Origin of the sequence: Nitrosomonas sp. (genome assembly GCF_020852615.1) — a bacterium.
In the GTDB taxonomy this organism is placed as follows: Bacteria; Pseudomonadota; Gammaproteobacteria; order Burkholderiales; family Nitrosomonadaceae; genus Nitrosomonas.
This window is the reverse complement of record NZ_JADZAJ010000023.1, coordinates 66,341-82,443: the sequence shown is the minus strand read 5'-3', so window position 1 is coordinate 82,443 and position 16,103 is coordinate 66,341. Positions and strand designations below refer to the sequence as shown.

Below are 16,103 nucleotides of genomic sequence, written 5' to 3'. Positions count from 1 at the left end.
TGATCATCCCCTGTATTTATCGTAAAGACGGGCAATATGTGCCATTACCAGTCCGGCTTGAATATTTTTGCCGGCTTTTGGCAAATGGTGTGCCCCTTCATCATCCAGCAAAGTCAACGTACTCTCATTTGAGCCAATTGCCTCAACAGCATGATTGGCGACAATCAGCGGCAACTTTTTCCTTTTTCGTTTTTCTTCAGCGTAGCGTTCAACCGTATCCGTTTCTGCTGCAAATCCCACACAAAACGGGGGGGTGGGCAGGCTGGCCACATATTGCAAAATATCCGGGTTGGGTACCAGGGTCAGCGTAATATCCTTTGCAGTTTTTTTCAGTTTGGAAGCATGCTGTTCAGCCGGACGATAATCCGCAACAGCAGCCACGCTGATAAAAATATCGCAATTGCTTACTTCGCCTTTGACAGCAGCAAACATCTCGCCAGCACTGACAATATGAATCAACCGGTGAACAGCCGGAAACGGCAAACAAACCGGACCGCATACCAGCGTGACCTGTGCGCCGGCTTCAAGTGCCGCTTGCGCCATTGCCAGCCCCATTTTCCCTGAACTTCGATTGGTCAACCCTCTGACCGCATCAATCGCTTCAAACGTAGGTCCGGCTGTAATCAGCACCCGCTTGCCATCGAGATATTCAGGCTGAAAAAAACGATGTGTTGCGGCCAGCAAATCTATCGGCTCCAGCATGCGCCCTGCCCCGGTTTCACCACAAGCCTGATAGCCCCTGTCCGGGCCGAGTACCATTACCCCATCCTGCCGCAAGGTGGTCAAATTACGCTGGGTTGCGGCGTTTTCCCACATTTGCAGATTCATGGCGGGGGCGATCAGCAGGGGACAGTTTCGTGCCAGGCAAAGCGTGGAAAGCAAATCATCAGCCAGGCCATGTGCAATTCTGGCAATGAAGTCCGCACTTGCCGGCGCAACCAGAATTGCATCTGCTTCCCGGGAAAGGCTGATATGCGCCATGCCGTTTGCCGTATCAGTATCCCAAAGCTCAGTAAATACCTTTCTGCCCGTCAGCGCCTGGAAAGTGGTTGCACCGACAAACCGACGGGCTGATTTCGTCATGACAACCTGCACCACTGCCCCCTCCTGCATCAGCAGCCTGACCAGTTCTGCCACTTTGTAGGCGGCAATACCACCAGTCACTCCCAGCAGCAGGTGTTTTCCCGCAAATGAATTTACCGGAACCATATCCAGTTGATTAAAAAATTATCTTAAGAAAACAAAGCAGCCATTCATTTTCGATCGCAATGGCCGTTTCATACTGATTATTCAGGAAACCGATTACTTTTACAGGATTCGTTCAAATATGGCAATTTCTGACTGGCCGGAGGCTGAACGCCCACGGGAAAAACTGATTGAGAAAGGAGCAGCTGCCCTTTCAGATGCAGAATTACTGGCTATTTTTTTGCGTACTGGCGTTACCGGGGTCAGCGCAGTTGAGCTGGCCCGCAATTTATTGCTGCATTTTGGCAGCCTGACAAAATTGTGCACCGCAAATCTGCAAGAATTCAGTGCATTGCCTGGAATGGGGCCAGCAAAATTTGCGCAACTGCAGGCTGTCATGGAAATGGCAAAGCGAGCGCTGGCTGAAGAATTCAAGTGTGGTGACATCATGGATTCTCCCCAGTCCGTACGTAATTACCTGCGCTTAAGTCTGGGGAGCAAGCCATACGAAGTGTTTGCCGGTATTTTTCTGGACGCCAGACACCGAACGATTATTACTGAAGAACTTTTTAATGGCACATTGACACAGGCCAGCGTTTACCCGCGTGAAATCGTTAAACGTGCCCTGTACCATAATGCTGCCGCCATGATTTTTGCACATAATCACCCTTCCGGAACCGCTGAGCCCAGCCGAGCTGATGAAATACTGACACAATCCCTCAAACAGGCGCTTGCTCTGGTGGATATAAAAGTATTGGATCACTTCGTCATCGGCAGTGATGAAGTTGTGTCATTTGCTGAACGCGGCTTGATTTGATTTGAAAAAACATGTCCATACCAGCTATAATGTTTAACTTCAGTATTTAATCACAGGAGTTTGTAACATGGCGCGTGTATGTCAAGTAACGGGGAAGCGCCCCATGAGTGGTCATAATGTCTCTCATGCCAACAACAAAACTAAACGCCGCTTTCTGCCAAACCTGCAATCACGCCGCTTTTGGCTGGAAAGCGAAAATCGCTGGGTACGTTTACGCATTTCCAACGCCGCGTTACGCACCATTGATAAAAACGGTATTGATGCAGTCATTGCCGATATGCGCGCACGTGGAGAACGTGTCTGATTAAGGCTCAGCAAAACGAACAGGGAAAGGTATAGTTATGCGCGAGAAAATAAAACTGGAATCCACAGCGGGTACAGGTCATTTTTACACCACAACCAAAAACAAACGTGCCAATCCGGAAAAACTGGAGATGAAGAAGTTTGATCCAGTTGCAAGAAAACACGTGACTTACAAAGAAACCAAGCTCAAATAAAAACATTTTTTTGTTTTTAATTTACCTTGGCAACAAAAAACCCGCTTTAAGCGGGTTTTTTGTTGCCATACTATTTTGTTGCTACCGAGACTCTTATCAAGCCATGGCGTAGCTGCGCAGTCTGCGGGAAAAATTTTCCAGTAACTCGATACCACTTTCTTCTGCACGGTGGCACCAGTCCTGCAACTGCTTGAGCAGCTCATCTTTTGTAGCAGCTGAACGCTCCCATATCGCAGACAGCTCTTCCCTCATACGATAAAGTTTGTCCAGCTTTTGAGCATGACTCAACACTCTGCCCAATTTATCACGCTCTTCCTCTTTCAGGGTTTTCGCATCAGCCAATACCCAATTCCGCAAGGTCAGGCCATCCACACCATTTTCAATCGCCGCCTGCTGCATATGTACCAGTTCATTCTTGAATGCAATCTTTAATGATTTGGTATATTTTGCCAGCACTTCGTACCGATGAGAAATAACGGCCTGCAGTGTTTCCAGATCACATTCAGTCTTGGCCTTGTTCAACTGCAATTTAGGCGCTGTTTTCTTCACATGCGCCAACCCCAGTATTTCCAATATCCGGATATACATCCAGCCAATATCGAATTCATACCATTTATTGGATAATCTGGCTGAAGTCGGGTACGCATGATGATTGTTATGCAGCTCTTCTCCACCAATCAGAATTCCCCATGGAACAATATTCCGGCTGGCATCCTCGGCACGGAAATTACGATAACCCCAGTAATGCCCAACACCATTTATGATTCCGGCTGCCATCACTGGCGTCCACATCATCTGTACCGCCCAGATCGTCAACCCGATCGGTCCAAACAGAATCACATTGATAATCAGCATGGACGCAATGCCTGCCACGCTATGTCTGGTATAGACATTACGTTCCATCCAGTCATCAGGTGTGCCATGCCCATAACGGTCAAGTGTTTCCTGATTCCTGGTTTCAATTTTGTAAAGCTCGGCACCTTCTCCCAGCACCTTTTTGATACCGTAGACCAGCGGGCTGTGCGGGTCATCCACAGTTTCACATTTTGCATGATGTTTCCGGTGAACAGCTGCCCACTCCTTGGTGACCATGCCAGTAGTCAGCCACAGCCAGAAACGGAAAAAGTGACTGGGTATCGGGTGCAGCTCCAGCGACCGGTGCGCCTGATAGCGATGTAAAAAAATAGTGATGCTGGCAATTGTTATATGCGTAAACACCAGTGCCACCACAATATACCCCCACCATGGCAGATCTACGAGACCGGTCATCAGTATCGATATAATGTCCATATTTATAACTATCCTCCTTTTTGTTTATAACCTTGCAAAAAATCAATCTAAAGAGATGTGACTTACAAGTCAAGAAAATTAACAATTTTCCAGGGTTAATCCGCTAAAACTATTCGGTACACCCAGGTAAAAACCAGTCAAAATTAATGCGCCTGATCCCAGTTTTTACCTGTACCTGTTTCGATTTTTAATGGCACATTCAGTTTAAGCACACTTTCCATCAATCGGGGCAGATTCTCCTTAACCACAGACAGCTCAGCTTCGGGCACTTCCAGCACCAGCTCATCGTGAACCTGCATAATCAGCTTACTTTGAAGCTGTACTTCTGCCAGCCATCGATGCACAGAAATCATGGCCAGTTTAATAATATCAGCGGCAGTACCTTGCATCGGTGCATTGATTGCCGCCCGCTCAGCTCCCATCTGGCGGTTACGCTGACCACTGCGAATATCAGGCAACTGCAATCTTCTCCCCAACACAGTTTCAACATACCCGTTCTGCTTCGCGAGCTCTCGCGTACGTTGCATATAATCCGCCACTCCCGGGTAGCGTGTGAAATAACGATTAATGAAAGTGCGAGCAGCAGCGCGTTCCAACCCCAATTGAGCAGCAAGTCCAAATTCAGACATACCATAAATCAAACCAAAATTAATAACTTTGGCGTAACGGCGCTGTTCCGGGGTCACTTGCGCAACCGGTACACCAAACACCTCAGCAGCCGTAGCACGATGGATATCCTGTCCTTCAGAGAATGCCCGTATCAGTCCCGTGTCTCCGGATATATGGGCCATAATGCGTAATTCAATCTGAGAATAATCTGCTGAAACGATAAACCAGCCATCCGGCGCAATAAAAGCTTCACGGATACGCCGGCCTTCCGGTGTACGCACAGGAATATTCTGCAAATTGGGATCACTGCTCGCCAGACGACCGGTAACCGCAACTGCTTGGGCATAGTGAGTATGTACACGGCCGGTCTGCGCATTCACCATCTGCGGCAGCTTATCAACATAAGTTGATTTGAGTTTGGCAAGCCCGCGATAATCCAGCAAAACCTTCGGTAACGGATAATTCAGCGCCAGCTGCTGCAATACTTCCTCATCAGTGGAAGGCACGCCTTTTGGGGTTTTCTTGATCACCGGCAACTTATGCTGACCGAACAGTATCTCCTGAATCTGCCTGGTTGAATTCAGATTAAAAGCATGGCCAGCGAGAGAATGTGCCTGCTGCTCAAGCACGATCAGCTGCTGTGTCAGTTCGCCACTTTGCACCTGCAGCAAGCGGGTATCAAGCAGCACTCCATTGCGCTCCATCCGGAACAAAACGTCCAGCAACGGCATTTCAATCTGCTGGTAAATGCGGCAAAGATGTTCATCTTTATGAATTACCGGGAATAAATACTGGTGCAAGCGTAAAGAAATATCCGCATCTTCAGCCGCATAAACTCCTGCCCGCTCGATTTCCACCTGATCAAACCCGATACGTTTGGCCCCTTTACCGGTAACTTCATCATAGGTCAGGGTTTGCATACCCAAATGCCGGCTGGCCAGGCTGTCCAGATCATGTGAAAGATGAGATTCCAGTACATACGATTGCAGCAGCGTGTCGTGTGCAATTCCGTTCAGCATCACACCGTGGCTGGCAAGCACGTGCCTGTCATACTTCAGATTCTGTCCGACTTTGGGTTTATCCGCATTTTCCAGCCAGGGTTTCAATCTTTGCAGAACATGCTCACGATTTAATTGTGCAGGCACCCCCTGATAATGATGAGCAAGCGGTATGTAAGCTGCATGTCCCGATTCAGCACAAAATGAAACCCCGACCAGCCTGGCTTCCATTGGATTCAGGCTGGTCGTCTCAGTATCAATCGAGATCAGTTCAGCGGATTCACATTTCACCAGCCAATCATCCAGTTGTGATTCGTTCAGGATGATCCGGTAATCACGCCTGCTCTCATTTTTATCATCCGGCAATAAGGGCGGATCATCTTCATTCCCTTCATTCGTGATTGAAGCATCTGATACAGCCTCCTGATTTTTCTCCAGAGCAGATGGCTTAAGCTCACGCAACCAGCCCCGAAACTCAAGTTGCTCGTAGAGCTCAACCAGCTTGCCTGTATCAGGTGGAATCGCAATCAGATCATCCCAATCCACAGCAAGCGGAAGATCACATTTGATGGTCAGCAGCCTTCTTGAAACTGACAGCCAATCCAGCGCTTTACGCAAATTTTCACCTGCGACACCCTTTATTTCTTCTGCATGCGCAATCAGATTATCCAGTGTGCCGTACTGGCCAAGCCATCTTGCCGCAGTCTTGGGGCCCACTTTCTCCACACCGGGGATATTGTCAACACTATCCCCTACCAGCGCCAGAAAATCGATAATCTGTGCAGGCATCACGCCAAATTTCTGCAGCACACCCGATTCATCCAAAGATTCATTATTCATGGTATTTACCAGCCAGATACCCGGCCTGACCAGTTGGGCAATATCCTTATCACCCGTTGCAATCACACATTGTGCCTGTTTGCTGATAGCGTGCTCCACCAGTGTCCCGATCACATCATCCGCCTCAACACCTTCTTCCATCAGAAGTGGCCAGCCCATTGCCCGGATACAGGCATATAAAGGCTCAATCTGCCTGGACAGATCATCAGGCATCGGCGGGCGATGGGCTTTATATTGCGGGTAAATCGCATCCCGGAACGTTTTACCTTTTGCGTCAAACACACACGCGCTATAATCTGGCCGGTATTCCTTATGCAGGCGGCGCAGCATATTCAGAACACCATAAATAGCACCGGTCGGTTCATTAAGACGGTTACGCAAATCAGGTAATGCGTGAAAAGCGCGATAGAGATAGGAAGAACCATCGACCAGCAAAAGTGTTTTCATCAAACAAGGATCCCCATGAGCTTGCAAGCAAAGTTATCGGACGCCCTCACCCTGGAAAAACCCTGGGCAGCCAGGGAATCATGGCGGGTTCTCGGTATTGTGGCAGAGTTTGTTGAAGGGACAGAGCGGCTCGAATGCATCCAGCCCGCCATCAGTATTTTTGGCAGTGCCAGAACTCACCCCGAACACCCGTATTATAAGTTAACCGAAGCGATCGCAAGGCAATTGTCGGATGCCGGGTTTTCGGTCATCTCCGGTGGCGGCCCGGGTATTATGGAGGCAGCCAATAAAGGCGCTTTTTATGGAAAAGCCCCCAGCGTAGGATTAAATATCCAGCTTCCCCACGAACAGCACCGCAACGTTTATCAGGATATCAGCCAGACATTCCGCCATTTTTTTGCCCGCAAATATATGTTCATCAAATTTGCAACTGCCTATGTTGTCATGCCGGGCGGGTTTGGAACACTGGATGAGCTGATGGAAGCGTTAACACTCGTTCAAACAGGAAAGACCCGCAAGATGCCAATTATTCTGGTCTGCTCAGATTTCTGGAAAGGAATGATCGACTGGTTCCGGCAGGTACTTATCCAGGAGAATTTTATTTCAGAAGAAGATATTGATCTCATTCAAATAGTGGATGAACCATCTGAAGTTGTTGAAACAATTTTCCGTTACTACGAAACATCAGGGTTTGAGCCTACTGCAGCCGAACGCAACATTCAGCTCAACCTTTAGATTCGACCCGTTCATTCCGCCCGATACCGGCAACCTATTTCAATTTTTCAGATATATCAGTATGAGATCAGTATTTATTTCACTTTTCTGCGGCACTCTGATCTGGATGTCTTCATTGGCATTAGCCCAGCAACAGCCGGACGACCTGATTCCATTACCGGAAATCCCCGAACCTGCTGCTGATGAAGGAACATCGCTTCCCCCGGAATTGGGACTGGATCCCTCTCTGGAACCGGAAATCACGATTCACGAGGGGAAAGACAGGATGATCGAAGAATATCGTGTCAACGGTGAGCTGTATATGCTCAAAATCACTCCCCGGATCGGCAAACCCTACTACCTGCTGAACCGGCGCAGTGCTGCCGGCACACCTCATCGTGGTGACATGGAATCAGGAATCAGTGTTCCGATGTGGCAAATTTACCGATTCTAAACAGAATGGCAAAGGACGTATCCGCCTGCACAAATCTGCCTGGCAGCAGCTGACTCAACCCTAAAATCAACCATTTTTGCTTCATTCATGTCCGTTTTTACTCCGGTTACCAAAGAGCAGCTTGCTGTCTGGCTGCAAAATTACTCACTGGGAACGCTGGTCGATTTGCAGGGTATTTCATCTGGTATTGAAAACACCAACTATCTTGTTACGACCACACAGGGCAAGTTCATTCTCACTCTGTTTGAAAAACTCACGCATGCCGAGCTGCCTTTTTATCTCAATCTGATGGCACACCTTGCCAGGCAGCGCATTCCCTGCCCCAGTCCGGTTGCATCACGGAATCACAGCCTGTTGGGGCAGCTAAACAACAAGCCGGCCTGCATCGTAAGCTTTCTCCCGGGGAATTCAATAGTGCAGGTCGAGGTAAAACAATGTGCGCAGGTCGGCGAAATGCTCGCCAGAATGCACCTGGCCGGACAAAATTATGCCGGCAGGAATAAAAATCCGCGCGGGCTGGCCTGGTGGCAGACCACTGCTGCAACAGTCACCCCTTTCCTTCCTCCCTCCGAACAGCATCTGCTTAAAGAGGAATTACAGCACCAGGCAATGCAAACCACGGTCAATCTACCGCAAGGTATTGTGCATGCGGATCTTTTCCGGGATAACGTCCTGTTCACACCAAATGGTATAGGTGGAATCATTGATTTTTACTTTGCCTGTAACGACACACTGCTCTACGATTTGGCGATTACAGCAAATGACTGGTGTACCGGCAGCGATGGGGCAATGGATCAAACACGTGTACATGCCCTCGTAACAGCCTATCACGCTGTTCGACCTTTGGCAGAAGATGAATACCCTGCCTGGCCTGTCATGCTGCGTGCCGGAGCATTGCGTTTCTGGTTATCGCGTTTGTATGACTATCATTTGCCTCGCCCCGGTGAGCTGACACATAAGAAGGATCCGGCTCACTTTAGACGCATTCTGGAGTATCACCTGAATCATCCAGGTGTATTACCGGTTTTTCAGATCTGAAATCACCTATCGTTGCATGTAGCATATTTTCAGATGGTAACTGTTCTTCTTGCCTGTTTTTGCAGGCAACCGGATTGTTGACGAAAATCTGCCCCGAGTAATCCTGATTATTCGGGTTTACTTCAAACTACTGGAGAATAATGAATGGAAGCACGATACGTACGCGGTAAACAGGGCTTACAGTGGATCTTGAGCGGTTTTTATTTTTTTCGCATGGCGCCACTCAACTGGATACTCTTATGCTTCACCTACTTATTGATTGGTACCACACTGGGGCTTATCCCGTTTCTGGGTGGTTTTGTCGGTATATTAACTGCACCTGTTTTTGTAGCTGGCATCATGGTCGGATGCAGACAGCTGGACCTGAATGGAAAGCTTGAACTGGAATACCTGTTTTACGGTTTCAAGAAATACACCGCCTCTCTCATTACAATTGGTGGAATCTATCTGGTTGGCGATATTTTAATTACCGGCCTTTTTATGTTACGCGGGGGAGATGCGGCAGTTGGCATGTGGCTGCACGGCAAACGGTTTGATGAAACAGAACTGCCCGGCGTGATGAGCAGTCTGTTATCTGCTTCCCTGCTTTCCCTGCTGCTGGCAATTCCCCTGATGATGGCAATCTGGTTTGCCCCCATGCTGGTCGTTTTCGAGAACATGCCCCCGCTTATTGCCATTCGTAAAAGTTTCTTCGCATGCCTGAGAAATCTCTTTGCTTTACAGATTTATGCAATCATCCTGTTTATTCTTGGAATACTTTCAGCCATGCTGTATGGGCTGGGTTTCATTGTCTGGTTCCCGGTCGCATTTGCTTCTGCTTACATCAGCTACAAGGACATCTTCCATTATGAGCAGGAAGAAGATACTGGTTCAGCACCAGACAGCGAAGAAAACAGAAAAGAATCAAACCAGACTGATGAGCGCTGAGTTTCAGCCACTACAGTGCTTCCAGCTTTGCGTAAGCAAGCGAGAGCCATTTTGTTCCAGCCTGGCGGAAATTTACCTGAACACGCATATCCGCCCCATTACCTTCGCAATTCAGAATAGTGCCTGTACCGAACCTGGTGTGCGATACCTGCTGGCCAATATAAAAGCCGGCAGCACTATTCAACCCACGTGAAGCCATTTTTTTAGCCGTCTCAGTCAGCAAATTCTTATTTGCCTGAACAGTATTAGTAAAATCAGAAGTGGATGGTGTTATTCCTGACAGTGAATGGCGATACCCTCCCCCGGAAGAACCGGATCGCAACCGCTTCAGAAGTGCCTGAGGAATTTCATCGACAAACCGGGATGGCACGTTCACACGAATCTGCCCATGCAGCATACGGCTGTCCGCATAACTCAGATATAAGCGCTGCCGTGCACGCGTCATTGCCACATACATCAGGCGTCTTTCCTCTTCCAGCCCATTGGGCTCACTGCGGCTGTTTTCGTGAGGAAACAGCCCTTCTTCCAAACCGCTGATAAAAACTGACTGAAATTCCAGACCTTTTGCGGCATGTACTGTCATTAACTGCACTGCATCGTGATGCCCTTCAGCCTGATGCTCACCACCTTCCAGTGAAGCATGCGCCAGAAAAGCCGTGAGACTGTCATCTTCGGATTCATGCACAAAACTGGTCGCCGCATTAATCAACTCCTTAAGGTTATCCAGTCGCTCACCACCTTCACGTTCAGCCTGATAATGTGCCACCAGACCGCTCTGATCAGCCATACGCCGGATAATTTCCGGCAGTGGCAATCCCCTGGTTTCCTGCTGCAGGGATAAAACCAGACTGACAAAACCCGCCACCCCCCTTCCGGACTGGCTGCTTCTGGTTGCAGATTTTCCTCCTTCATATACGCTCAGTGCTGCCTGCCACAGACTGGTTCCCGACATTTTTGCCTGATCCTGCAGCTGCTCCAGTGTGCGCGCTCCTATTCCTCTGGGGGGGAAATTAATGATCCGCAACAGTGCATTGTCATCATCCGGTAATGCAATTAACCGGAGATAAGCCAGAGCATGCTTTACTTCCTGACGATCAAAGAAACGCATACCGCCATAAACGCGATAAGAAACAGAGGCGTTGAATAAACTGTGTTCCAGTACCCGTGACTGTGCGTTGGAGCGGTATAACAGGGCAATATCGGAAAGGGCCAGGCCATCGGCATGCAGCGCCCTGATTTCATCGACAATAAAACCGGCCTCATCCATATCTGTAGCAGCGTAATACACCCGCACCGGCTCGCCTTCTCCTGCCGCTGTCCACAGGTTCTTGCCCAGGCGCCCCCTGTTATTCTCGATCAGCGCATTCGCCGCATCCAGAATATTGCCATGCGAACGGTAGTTTTGTTCCAGCCGGATAATTTTGGATACACCAAAATCCTTTTCGAGATCACGCATATTGCCAATATGTGCTCCCCGGAAAGCGTAGATACTCTGATCATCATCCCCGACGGCAAAAATGGCTGCATGCTGTTGTAAACCTGACCCTGTCAGCAATTTGATCCACTGATACTGCAAGCGATTGGTATCCTGAAATTCATCCACCAGTATGTGCTCAAACCGGTTGCGATAATGATCGCGCAAAACTTCATTGCGACTTAGCAGCTCATAGCAGCGCAACAGCAATTCAGCAAAATCAACTGTCCCTTCCCGAAAGCTGACAGCTTCGTATACCTGATAACATTCAGCCAGGATCTGGTTGAAATTACCGCGTGTATCGACCTGAGAAGCCCGTAACCCTTCTTCCTTGGCATTGTTGATAAACCATTGCAGTTGCCTGGGAGGTAACGTTTTCTCATCCAGCGAACGTTCTTTCAGAATACGTTTAATGACCGCCAGCTGATCCGCCATATCCAGAATCTGGAACGCCTGCGGCAGCCCTGCATCTTCATGATGGGCCCGCAGCATACGGTGACACAGACCATGAAACGTGCCAATCCACATATTGCGAATATTAACAGGCAACATCGCACCGATGCGGGCAACCATTTCACGAGCCGCTTTATTAGTAAAAGTAACAGCCAGGATATTTTGCGGCTGAGTATGGCCCGCTTGCAGCAAATAGGCGATGCGCGTAGTCAGCACCCGGGTTTTGCCGCTACCCGCCCCTGCCAGCACCAGGGCTGACTGGTGCGGCCAGGTCACGGCCTCCAGCTGTTCCGGGTTGAGATCAGTAAGTAATGCAGTCATAGAGAAGGGAACAGCCGAATATCCTGCCTGCCGGTGATGGCAGGCAGGTATTAGAAAAACTACTTTTTGCTTTTTGCCACCAGATCCAGAATCAGTGGTGTAAGGATCAGTTCAATCGCCATGCCCATTTTACCGCCTGGAACAACAATCGTATTGGGGCGAGACATGAACGATCCATTTATCATATTAAGCAGGTAAGGGAAATCTGCACCCTTATGGTCACGGAAGCGGATAACCACCATGCTTTCATCCAGTGTGGGGATATCCCGTGCGATAAACGGATTGGATGTATCAACCGTTGGCACACGCTGGAAATTAACATGTGTACGTGAAAACTGAGGAGTAATGTAATGAACATAATCATGCATGCGACGCAGGATGGTATGCGTTACCGCTTCGCATGAGTACCCTCTGGCAGCGGTATCACGATAGATTTTCTGTATCCATTCCAGATTAACAATTGGAACTACACCCACCAGCAGATCGACATGCTGGCCAACGTCAGCGGTATCGCTCTTGGCTCCGCCATGCAGACCTTCATAAAACAACAGATCGGTACCGGACTGTATAGGTTTCCACGGCGTGAAAGTACCGGGTTTCTGGTTGTATGGCTGCGCTTCCTGCTCATTATGCAGATAAAGGCGTACCTCACCCGATCCGCTCTGACCATACGATCTGAATAACGCCTCCAGTTTCTCAAACTCATTGGCCTCCGGACCAAAATGGCTAATGGGACGTCCCCCTCCTTTTTCCGATTCCTCAACTGCCCGTTTCATGGATTCACGGTCATAACGGTGGAAGCTGTCTCCTTCCACTACTGCCACATTCAGCTTCTCACGCTGAAAAATGTGTTCAAAACTTGTCTTGACCGTGGATGTTCCGGCTCCGGATGATCCAGTAACTGCAATAACGGGGTATTTCTGTGACATTTGTTTCTATCTCCTCAAATATAAAAAATAATTTCCTAAAAAAACAGCAAACTGTAACTGACAACAGCAGGGTGATTTCTGTACATCACCCATACAGCTGCAAATGAATTCATTAATTTATCTGGTGCAATGAGGATTTTTCCCTGTTGCTTTTGCCCGTTGCAGTAACTGTTGCGCTCCCGGTAAATTCGCCTGCAGATTCTGTATACGAGAAGCATGCGACGGATGCGTGGAAAGGAACTCCACCGGCTCCATCCCCTGACCGGCCTGATCCATTTTTTGCCACAATCTTATGCTTTCAGTCGGATTAAACCCGGCCCTGGCCATTAAATCCAGGCCGATCTTATCCGCCTCGGATTCTTGCAGCCTGCTATACGGCATGATAATCCCATACTGGGCCCCCACCCCAAGAAGACCAATTGCAGTTTGTCCCAATGCGGACTGGGGTGCAGCAACTGCCTGGATGAGTGAAATTCCCAGATTGGTGCCCGCCTGTTGAGACAATCGCTCATTACTATGGCGAGCCATCACATGTCCAACTTCGTGACCAATTACTGCCGCCAGCTGGTCCTGGTTATCCACCAGATCGAGCAAACCGGTATATACGCCGATCTTACCGCCTGGCAACGCAAATGCATTCAGGGATTTATCTTCAAATACAACCACTTCCCACTCACCCCCCATTTCACGTGTAATTGCACCGGCAACACAGTTAACAAAATGGTTACTGGCCGTATTATGACTGATCCTGCTTTCGCGCTTCAGGCTGTCAAATGCCTGGAGACCCATACTGTTCACCTCTGAATCCGGCATAAAGACCAGCTGTGACCGGCCGGTGGGAGAAGTTGCACAAGCGGCAAGCACGCCAATCAGCAAACAGGAAAACAGCTGTTTTATCTTTAAAAGATGCATCATCATTCTTTCCCCGCTTTAAGGTAACAACCGGACAGGAACACGTTATTCCCTGGCACCCAGAGCCAGCGCCAGCTTACGGGACTGCTCCGCATCTGCTTCGGAGAAAGGCTGATCAGTCCAGCCGGCCAGATGTGTCTGAATAATGTTCCCAATTGCCTGAATCCAGAGTGGATGCTCATTAAGACTCGGTATGTAATGAAATTCTCCTCCACCCGCTTCAGTAAAAACAGCTTTTCCTTCCATGGCAATTTCCTCGAGTGTTTCCAGACAATCTGAAACAAAACCGGGACAAACAACATCAACCCGACTGATTTTCTGTTCTCCCAGTTCTTTAAGCACAACAGCTGTATAAGGATCTAGCCACTGTGAAAAACCAAAACGTGACTGGAAACATATCTGGTAATGATTCTCCTCAAGCGCCAGTGCTTCTGCCAGCAGTCGTCCTGTTTTCCGGCACTCGCAATGATAGGGATCACCTCTGTCCAGCGTTTTGCGCGGCACGCCGTGAAAGCTGATAACCAGTTTGTCAGGCCGGCCATGCGCCTGCCAGTAATCACGGACATTTTGGGCCAGAGCGGCGATATAACCCGGATCATCGTGATAATGCCTGACGGTACGAATATCAGGAATATTACGCATCTTCCTTAAAGCTGAAAAAACACCATCCAGCACGCAACCGGTGCTGCTGGCGGCATATTGAGGAAACAGCGGCAATACCAGAATCCGATCACAACCTTGCATTTTCATCTGCTGCAGCTTTTCTGCAATAGATGGATTACCGATAATCATTGCATACTCAACCACCAGCGGGGAATCAACCTGTTCACCCAGTAAGGCTGCGACCTGTGCTGTCTGGCGTTCGGTATGCACTTTCAGGGGAGAACCTTCAGCTGTCCATATCTGCTCGTATTTCCCGGCAGATTTGGCTGGCCGAATGTTAAGAATAATACCGTTCAGAATAAACCACCACAGCCAGCGCGGAAACTCCACGATGCGCGGTTCACTCAGGAATTGTTTCAGATAAGGACGCAATGCTTTGGCAGTTGGAGCCTCTGGCGTACCCAGATTAACCAGCAGAACACCAACTCTGCCTGGTGAACCATGTCGAAAAACGGGCTCTGGTAACATATGGCTCATCAATGGGAAGGAATATGCGGAATACTACGATAAATTGCTTGAAAGCAGCCTGGCTGTAATGTCTACAATGGGAATAATGCGCTCGTATGCCATACGCCGCGGGCCAATCACACCCACTGTGCCGACAATTTTCCCTTCCATCTCATAAGGGGCTGTCACTACGCTGATTTCTTCCAGCATTGTTTCATCTGATTCCCCTCCGATAAAGATCTTCACCCCGTGCGCCTGTCGACTCAGTTCCATTAACTGCAGCAGCCTGGATTTTCGTTCAAACAGCTCGAACAGGCTTTTCAGGCTGGAAAGATTTTCTGATAAATCACGCACATCAAACAACCGATGCTCTCCCGCGATAACGACAGCCTCACTGCTTTCCTGCAAAGCATCATTACCCATTTCAATAGCCGCATTCATGAGCCCGGTCATATCCCGGCGCAGCTGGGTCAATTCGTGCTGCAGACCTGAACGAATTTCTTCCAATGTACAACCGGCATAATGCTGATTGAGGAAATTTCCGGCTTCAATCAGATCTGACTGGCTGTAGACTGTTTCCGTAAGAATAATCCGGTTCTGGACATCCCCTTCTGGCGTTACCAGAATCAGGAGAATCCGCTTCTCGGTCAGTGCCACAAATTCTATATGACGGAAAACTGCCCCTCCCATCCGCTTGGGTGTTACCACCACTCCTACAAACTGCGTCAGATCCGAAAGCAGGCGGGATGTAACATTCATTAAACGGGCAGGATTATTTGGATGCAGCTGATTTTCCAGCAGGGTGATTTGCTCATTATCCAAAGACTTGACTACCAGCAGGGCATCGACAAAAAAACGGTAACCCAGTGTTGTTGGCATCCGCCCGGCAGAAGTATGAGGGCTGGAAACGTACCCCATTTCTTCGAGGTCTGTCATTACATTGCGAATCGTTGCCGGACTCAAATCCAGCCCGGAAAATCTGGCAAGAGAACGCGAACCAACGGGCTGGCCTTCATGGATATAACGCTCAACCAGGGTCTTTAGCAGAATTTTTTCACGTTCATTAAGCATCTGTTTATTTTACACGA

Annotated in this window: 15 protein-coding genes; 7 read left to right on the top strand and 8 right to left on the bottom strand. The window is 48.8% G+C overall.

Translation table 11 applies throughout. The features are described from left to right. Nucleotides 1-3: 3 nt before the first annotated feature. Entirely contained in the window at nt 4-1,209 is a 1,206-nt protein-coding gene (gene coaBC / locus IT527_RS05380; RefSeq protein WP_292967437.1) for a bifunctional phosphopantothenoylcysteine decarboxylase/phosphopantothenate--cysteine ligase CoaBC, read from the bottom strand. A gap of 118 nt (nt 1,210-1,327) precedes the next feature. Between coaBC and radC the strand changes: the two genes are divergently transcribed. The 3 genes from radC to rpmG all read left to right on the top strand — a co-directional run bounded on the left by radC (nt 1,328) and on the right by rpmG (nt 2,499). After that, the gene (gene radC, locus IT527_RS05375; RefSeq protein WP_292967435.1) at nt 1,328-2,002 is read left to right on the top strand and encodes a DNA repair protein RadC; all 675 of its coding nucleotides are present in this window, start codon (nt 1,328-1,330) and stop codon (nt 2,000-2,002) included. A gap of 67 nt (nt 2,003-2,069) precedes the next feature. Continuing rightward, the gene (gene rpmB / locus IT527_RS05370; RefSeq protein WP_292967433.1) at nt 2,070-2,306 is read left to right on the top strand and encodes a 50S ribosomal protein L28; all 237 of its coding nucleotides are present in this window, start codon (nt 2,070-2,072) and stop codon (nt 2,304-2,306) included. A 37-nt stretch (nt 2,307-2,343) separates the two neighbouring features. Next, entirely contained in the window at nt 2,344-2,499 is a 156-nt protein-coding gene (gene rpmG / locus IT527_RS05365) for a 50S ribosomal protein L33 (RefSeq protein ID WP_292967431.1), read from the top strand. A 96-nt stretch (nt 2,500-2,595) separates the two neighbouring features. Here the strand turns inward: rpmG and IT527_RS05360 are convergent, their stop codons facing one another. Together IT527_RS05360 and polA are read right to left on the bottom strand one after the other, a co-directional pair. Then, the gene (locus IT527_RS05360) at nt 2,596-3,789 is read right to left on the bottom strand and encodes a fatty acid desaturase (RefSeq protein WP_292967429.1); all 1,194 of its coding nucleotides are present in this window, start codon (nt 3,787-3,789) and stop codon (nt 2,596-2,598) included. Nucleotides 3,790-3,932: 143 nt separating this feature from the next. Then, nucleotides 3,933-6,683: a DNA polymerase I gene (gene polA / locus IT527_RS05355; RefSeq protein ID WP_292967427.1), complete on the bottom strand. Its 2,751-nt coding sequence runs from the start codon at nt 6,681-6,683 to the stop codon at nt 3,933-3,935. Between the two features lie 15 nt (nt 6,684-6,698). Here polA and IT527_RS05350 point away from each other — a divergent pair, with 15 nt between their 5' ends. From IT527_RS05350 to IT527_RS05335, 4 genes are all read left to right on the top strand, one after another. Further along, nucleotides 6,699-7,418 carry a TIGR00730 family Rossman fold protein gene (locus IT527_RS05350; protein ID WP_292967425.1) on the top strand — a complete coding sequence of 240 codons (720 nt, stop codon included), beginning with the start codon at nt 6,699-6,701 and terminating at the stop codon, nt 7,416-7,418. 61 nt (nt 7,419-7,479) lie between these two features. Then, on the top strand, nt 7,480-7,851 hold the full coding sequence (locus IT527_RS05345) for a DUF2782 domain-containing protein (RefSeq protein ID WP_292967423.1): 372 nt from the start codon (nt 7,480-7,482) through the stop codon (nt 7,849-7,851). An 87-nt stretch (nt 7,852-7,938) separates the two neighbouring features. Further along, nucleotides 7,939-8,889, top strand: a complete 951-nt coding sequence (locus IT527_RS05340; protein ID WP_292967421.1) for a homoserine kinase — start codon at nt 7,939-7,941, stop codon at nt 8,887-8,889. Between the two features lie 144 nt (nt 8,890-9,033). Then, nucleotides 9,034-9,816 carry a BPSS1780 family membrane protein gene (locus tag IT527_RS05335; protein WP_292967419.1) on the top strand — a complete coding sequence of 261 codons (783 nt, stop codon included), beginning with the start codon at nt 9,034-9,036 and terminating at the stop codon, nt 9,814-9,816. Nucleotides 9,817-9,826: 10 nt separating this feature from the next. Here IT527_RS05335 and IT527_RS05330 read toward each other — a convergent pair whose 3' ends face one another. The 5 genes from IT527_RS05330 to hrcA all read right to left on the bottom strand — a co-directional run bounded on the left by IT527_RS05330 (nt 9,827) and on the right by hrcA (nt 16,086). After that, entirely contained in the window at nt 9,827-12,064 is a 2,238-nt protein-coding gene (locus IT527_RS05330; RefSeq protein WP_292967417.1) for a UvrD-helicase domain-containing protein, read from the bottom strand. Nucleotides 12,065-12,123: 59 nt separating this feature from the next. Beyond that, on the bottom strand, nt 12,124-12,993 hold the full coding sequence (locus tag IT527_RS05325) for a phosphoribulokinase (RefSeq protein WP_292967415.1): 870 nt from the start codon (nt 12,991-12,993) through the stop codon (nt 12,124-12,126). Between the two features lie 117 nt (nt 12,994-13,110). Then, complete coding sequence (locus IT527_RS05320; protein WP_292967413.1) at nt 13,111-13,911, bottom strand: M48 family metallopeptidase; 801 nt, start codon at nt 13,909-13,911, stop codon at nt 13,111-13,113. 39 nt (nt 13,912-13,950) lie between these two features. After that, nucleotides 13,951-15,045: a ferrochelatase gene (hemH, locus tag IT527_RS05315; protein WP_292967411.1), complete on the bottom strand. Its 1,095-nt coding sequence runs from the start codon at nt 15,043-15,045 to the stop codon at nt 13,951-13,953. A 24-nt stretch (nt 15,046-15,069) separates the two neighbouring features. Next, the gene (gene hrcA / locus IT527_RS05310) at nt 15,070-16,086 is read right to left on the bottom strand and encodes a heat-inducible transcriptional repressor HrcA (RefSeq protein ID WP_292967409.1); all 1,017 of its coding nucleotides are present in this window, start codon (nt 16,084-16,086) and stop codon (nt 15,070-15,072) included. Nucleotides 16,087-16,103 lie beyond the last annotated feature (17 nt).

Coding starts and splice junctions, on each gene's coding strand:
- IT527_RS05340 (WP_292967421.1), top strand. CDS start 7,939: ATGTCCGTTTTTACTCCGGTTACCAAAGAGCAGCTTGCTGTCTGGCTG.
- IT527_RS05345 (WP_292967423.1), top strand. CDS start 7,480: ATGAGATCAGTATTTATTTCACTTTTCTGCGGCACTCTGATCTGGATG.
- IT527_RS05350 (WP_292967425.1), top strand. CDS start 6,699: ATGAGCTTGCAAGCAAAGTTATCGGACGCCCTCACCCTGGAAAAACCC.
- IT527_RS05335 (WP_292967419.1), top strand. CDS start 9,034: ATGGAAGCACGATACGTACGCGGTAAACAGGGCTTACAGTGGATCTTG.
- IT527_RS05360 (WP_292967429.1), bottom strand. CDS start 3,789: ATGGACATTATATCGATACTGATGACCGGTCTCGTAGATCTGCCATGG.
- polA (WP_292967427.1), bottom strand. CDS start 6,683: ATGAAAACACTTTTGCTGGTCGATGGTTCTTCCTATCTCTATCGCGCT.
- rpmB (WP_292967433.1), top strand. CDS start 2,070: ATGGCGCGTGTATGTCAAGTAACGGGGAAGCGCCCCATGAGTGGTCAT.
- IT527_RS05330 (WP_292967417.1), bottom strand. CDS start 12,064: ATGACTGCATTACTTACTGATCTCAACCCGGAACAGCTGGAGGCCGTG.
- hrcA (WP_292967409.1), bottom strand. CDS start 16,086: ATGCTTAATGAACGTGAAAAAATTCTGCTAAAGACCCTGGTTGAGCGT.
- IT527_RS05320 (WP_292967413.1), bottom strand. CDS start 13,911: ATGATGATGCATCTTTTAAAGATAAAACAGCTGTTTTCCTGTTTGCTG.
- hemH (WP_292967411.1), bottom strand. CDS start 15,045: ATGAGCCATATGTTACCAGAGCCCGTTTTTCGACATGGTTCACCAGGC.
- coaBC (WP_292967437.1), bottom strand. CDS start 1,209: ATGGTTCCGGTAAATTCATTTGCGGGAAAACACCTGCTGCTGGGAGTG.
- rpmG (WP_292967431.1), top strand. CDS start 2,344: ATGCGCGAGAAAATAAAACTGGAATCCACAGCGGGTACAGGTCATTTT.
- IT527_RS05325 (WP_292967415.1), bottom strand. CDS start 12,993: ATGTCACAGAAATACCCCGTTATTGCAGTTACTGGATCATCCGGAGCC.
- radC (WP_292967435.1), top strand. CDS start 1,328: ATGGCAATTTCTGACTGGCCGGAGGCTGAACGCCCACGGGAAAAACTG.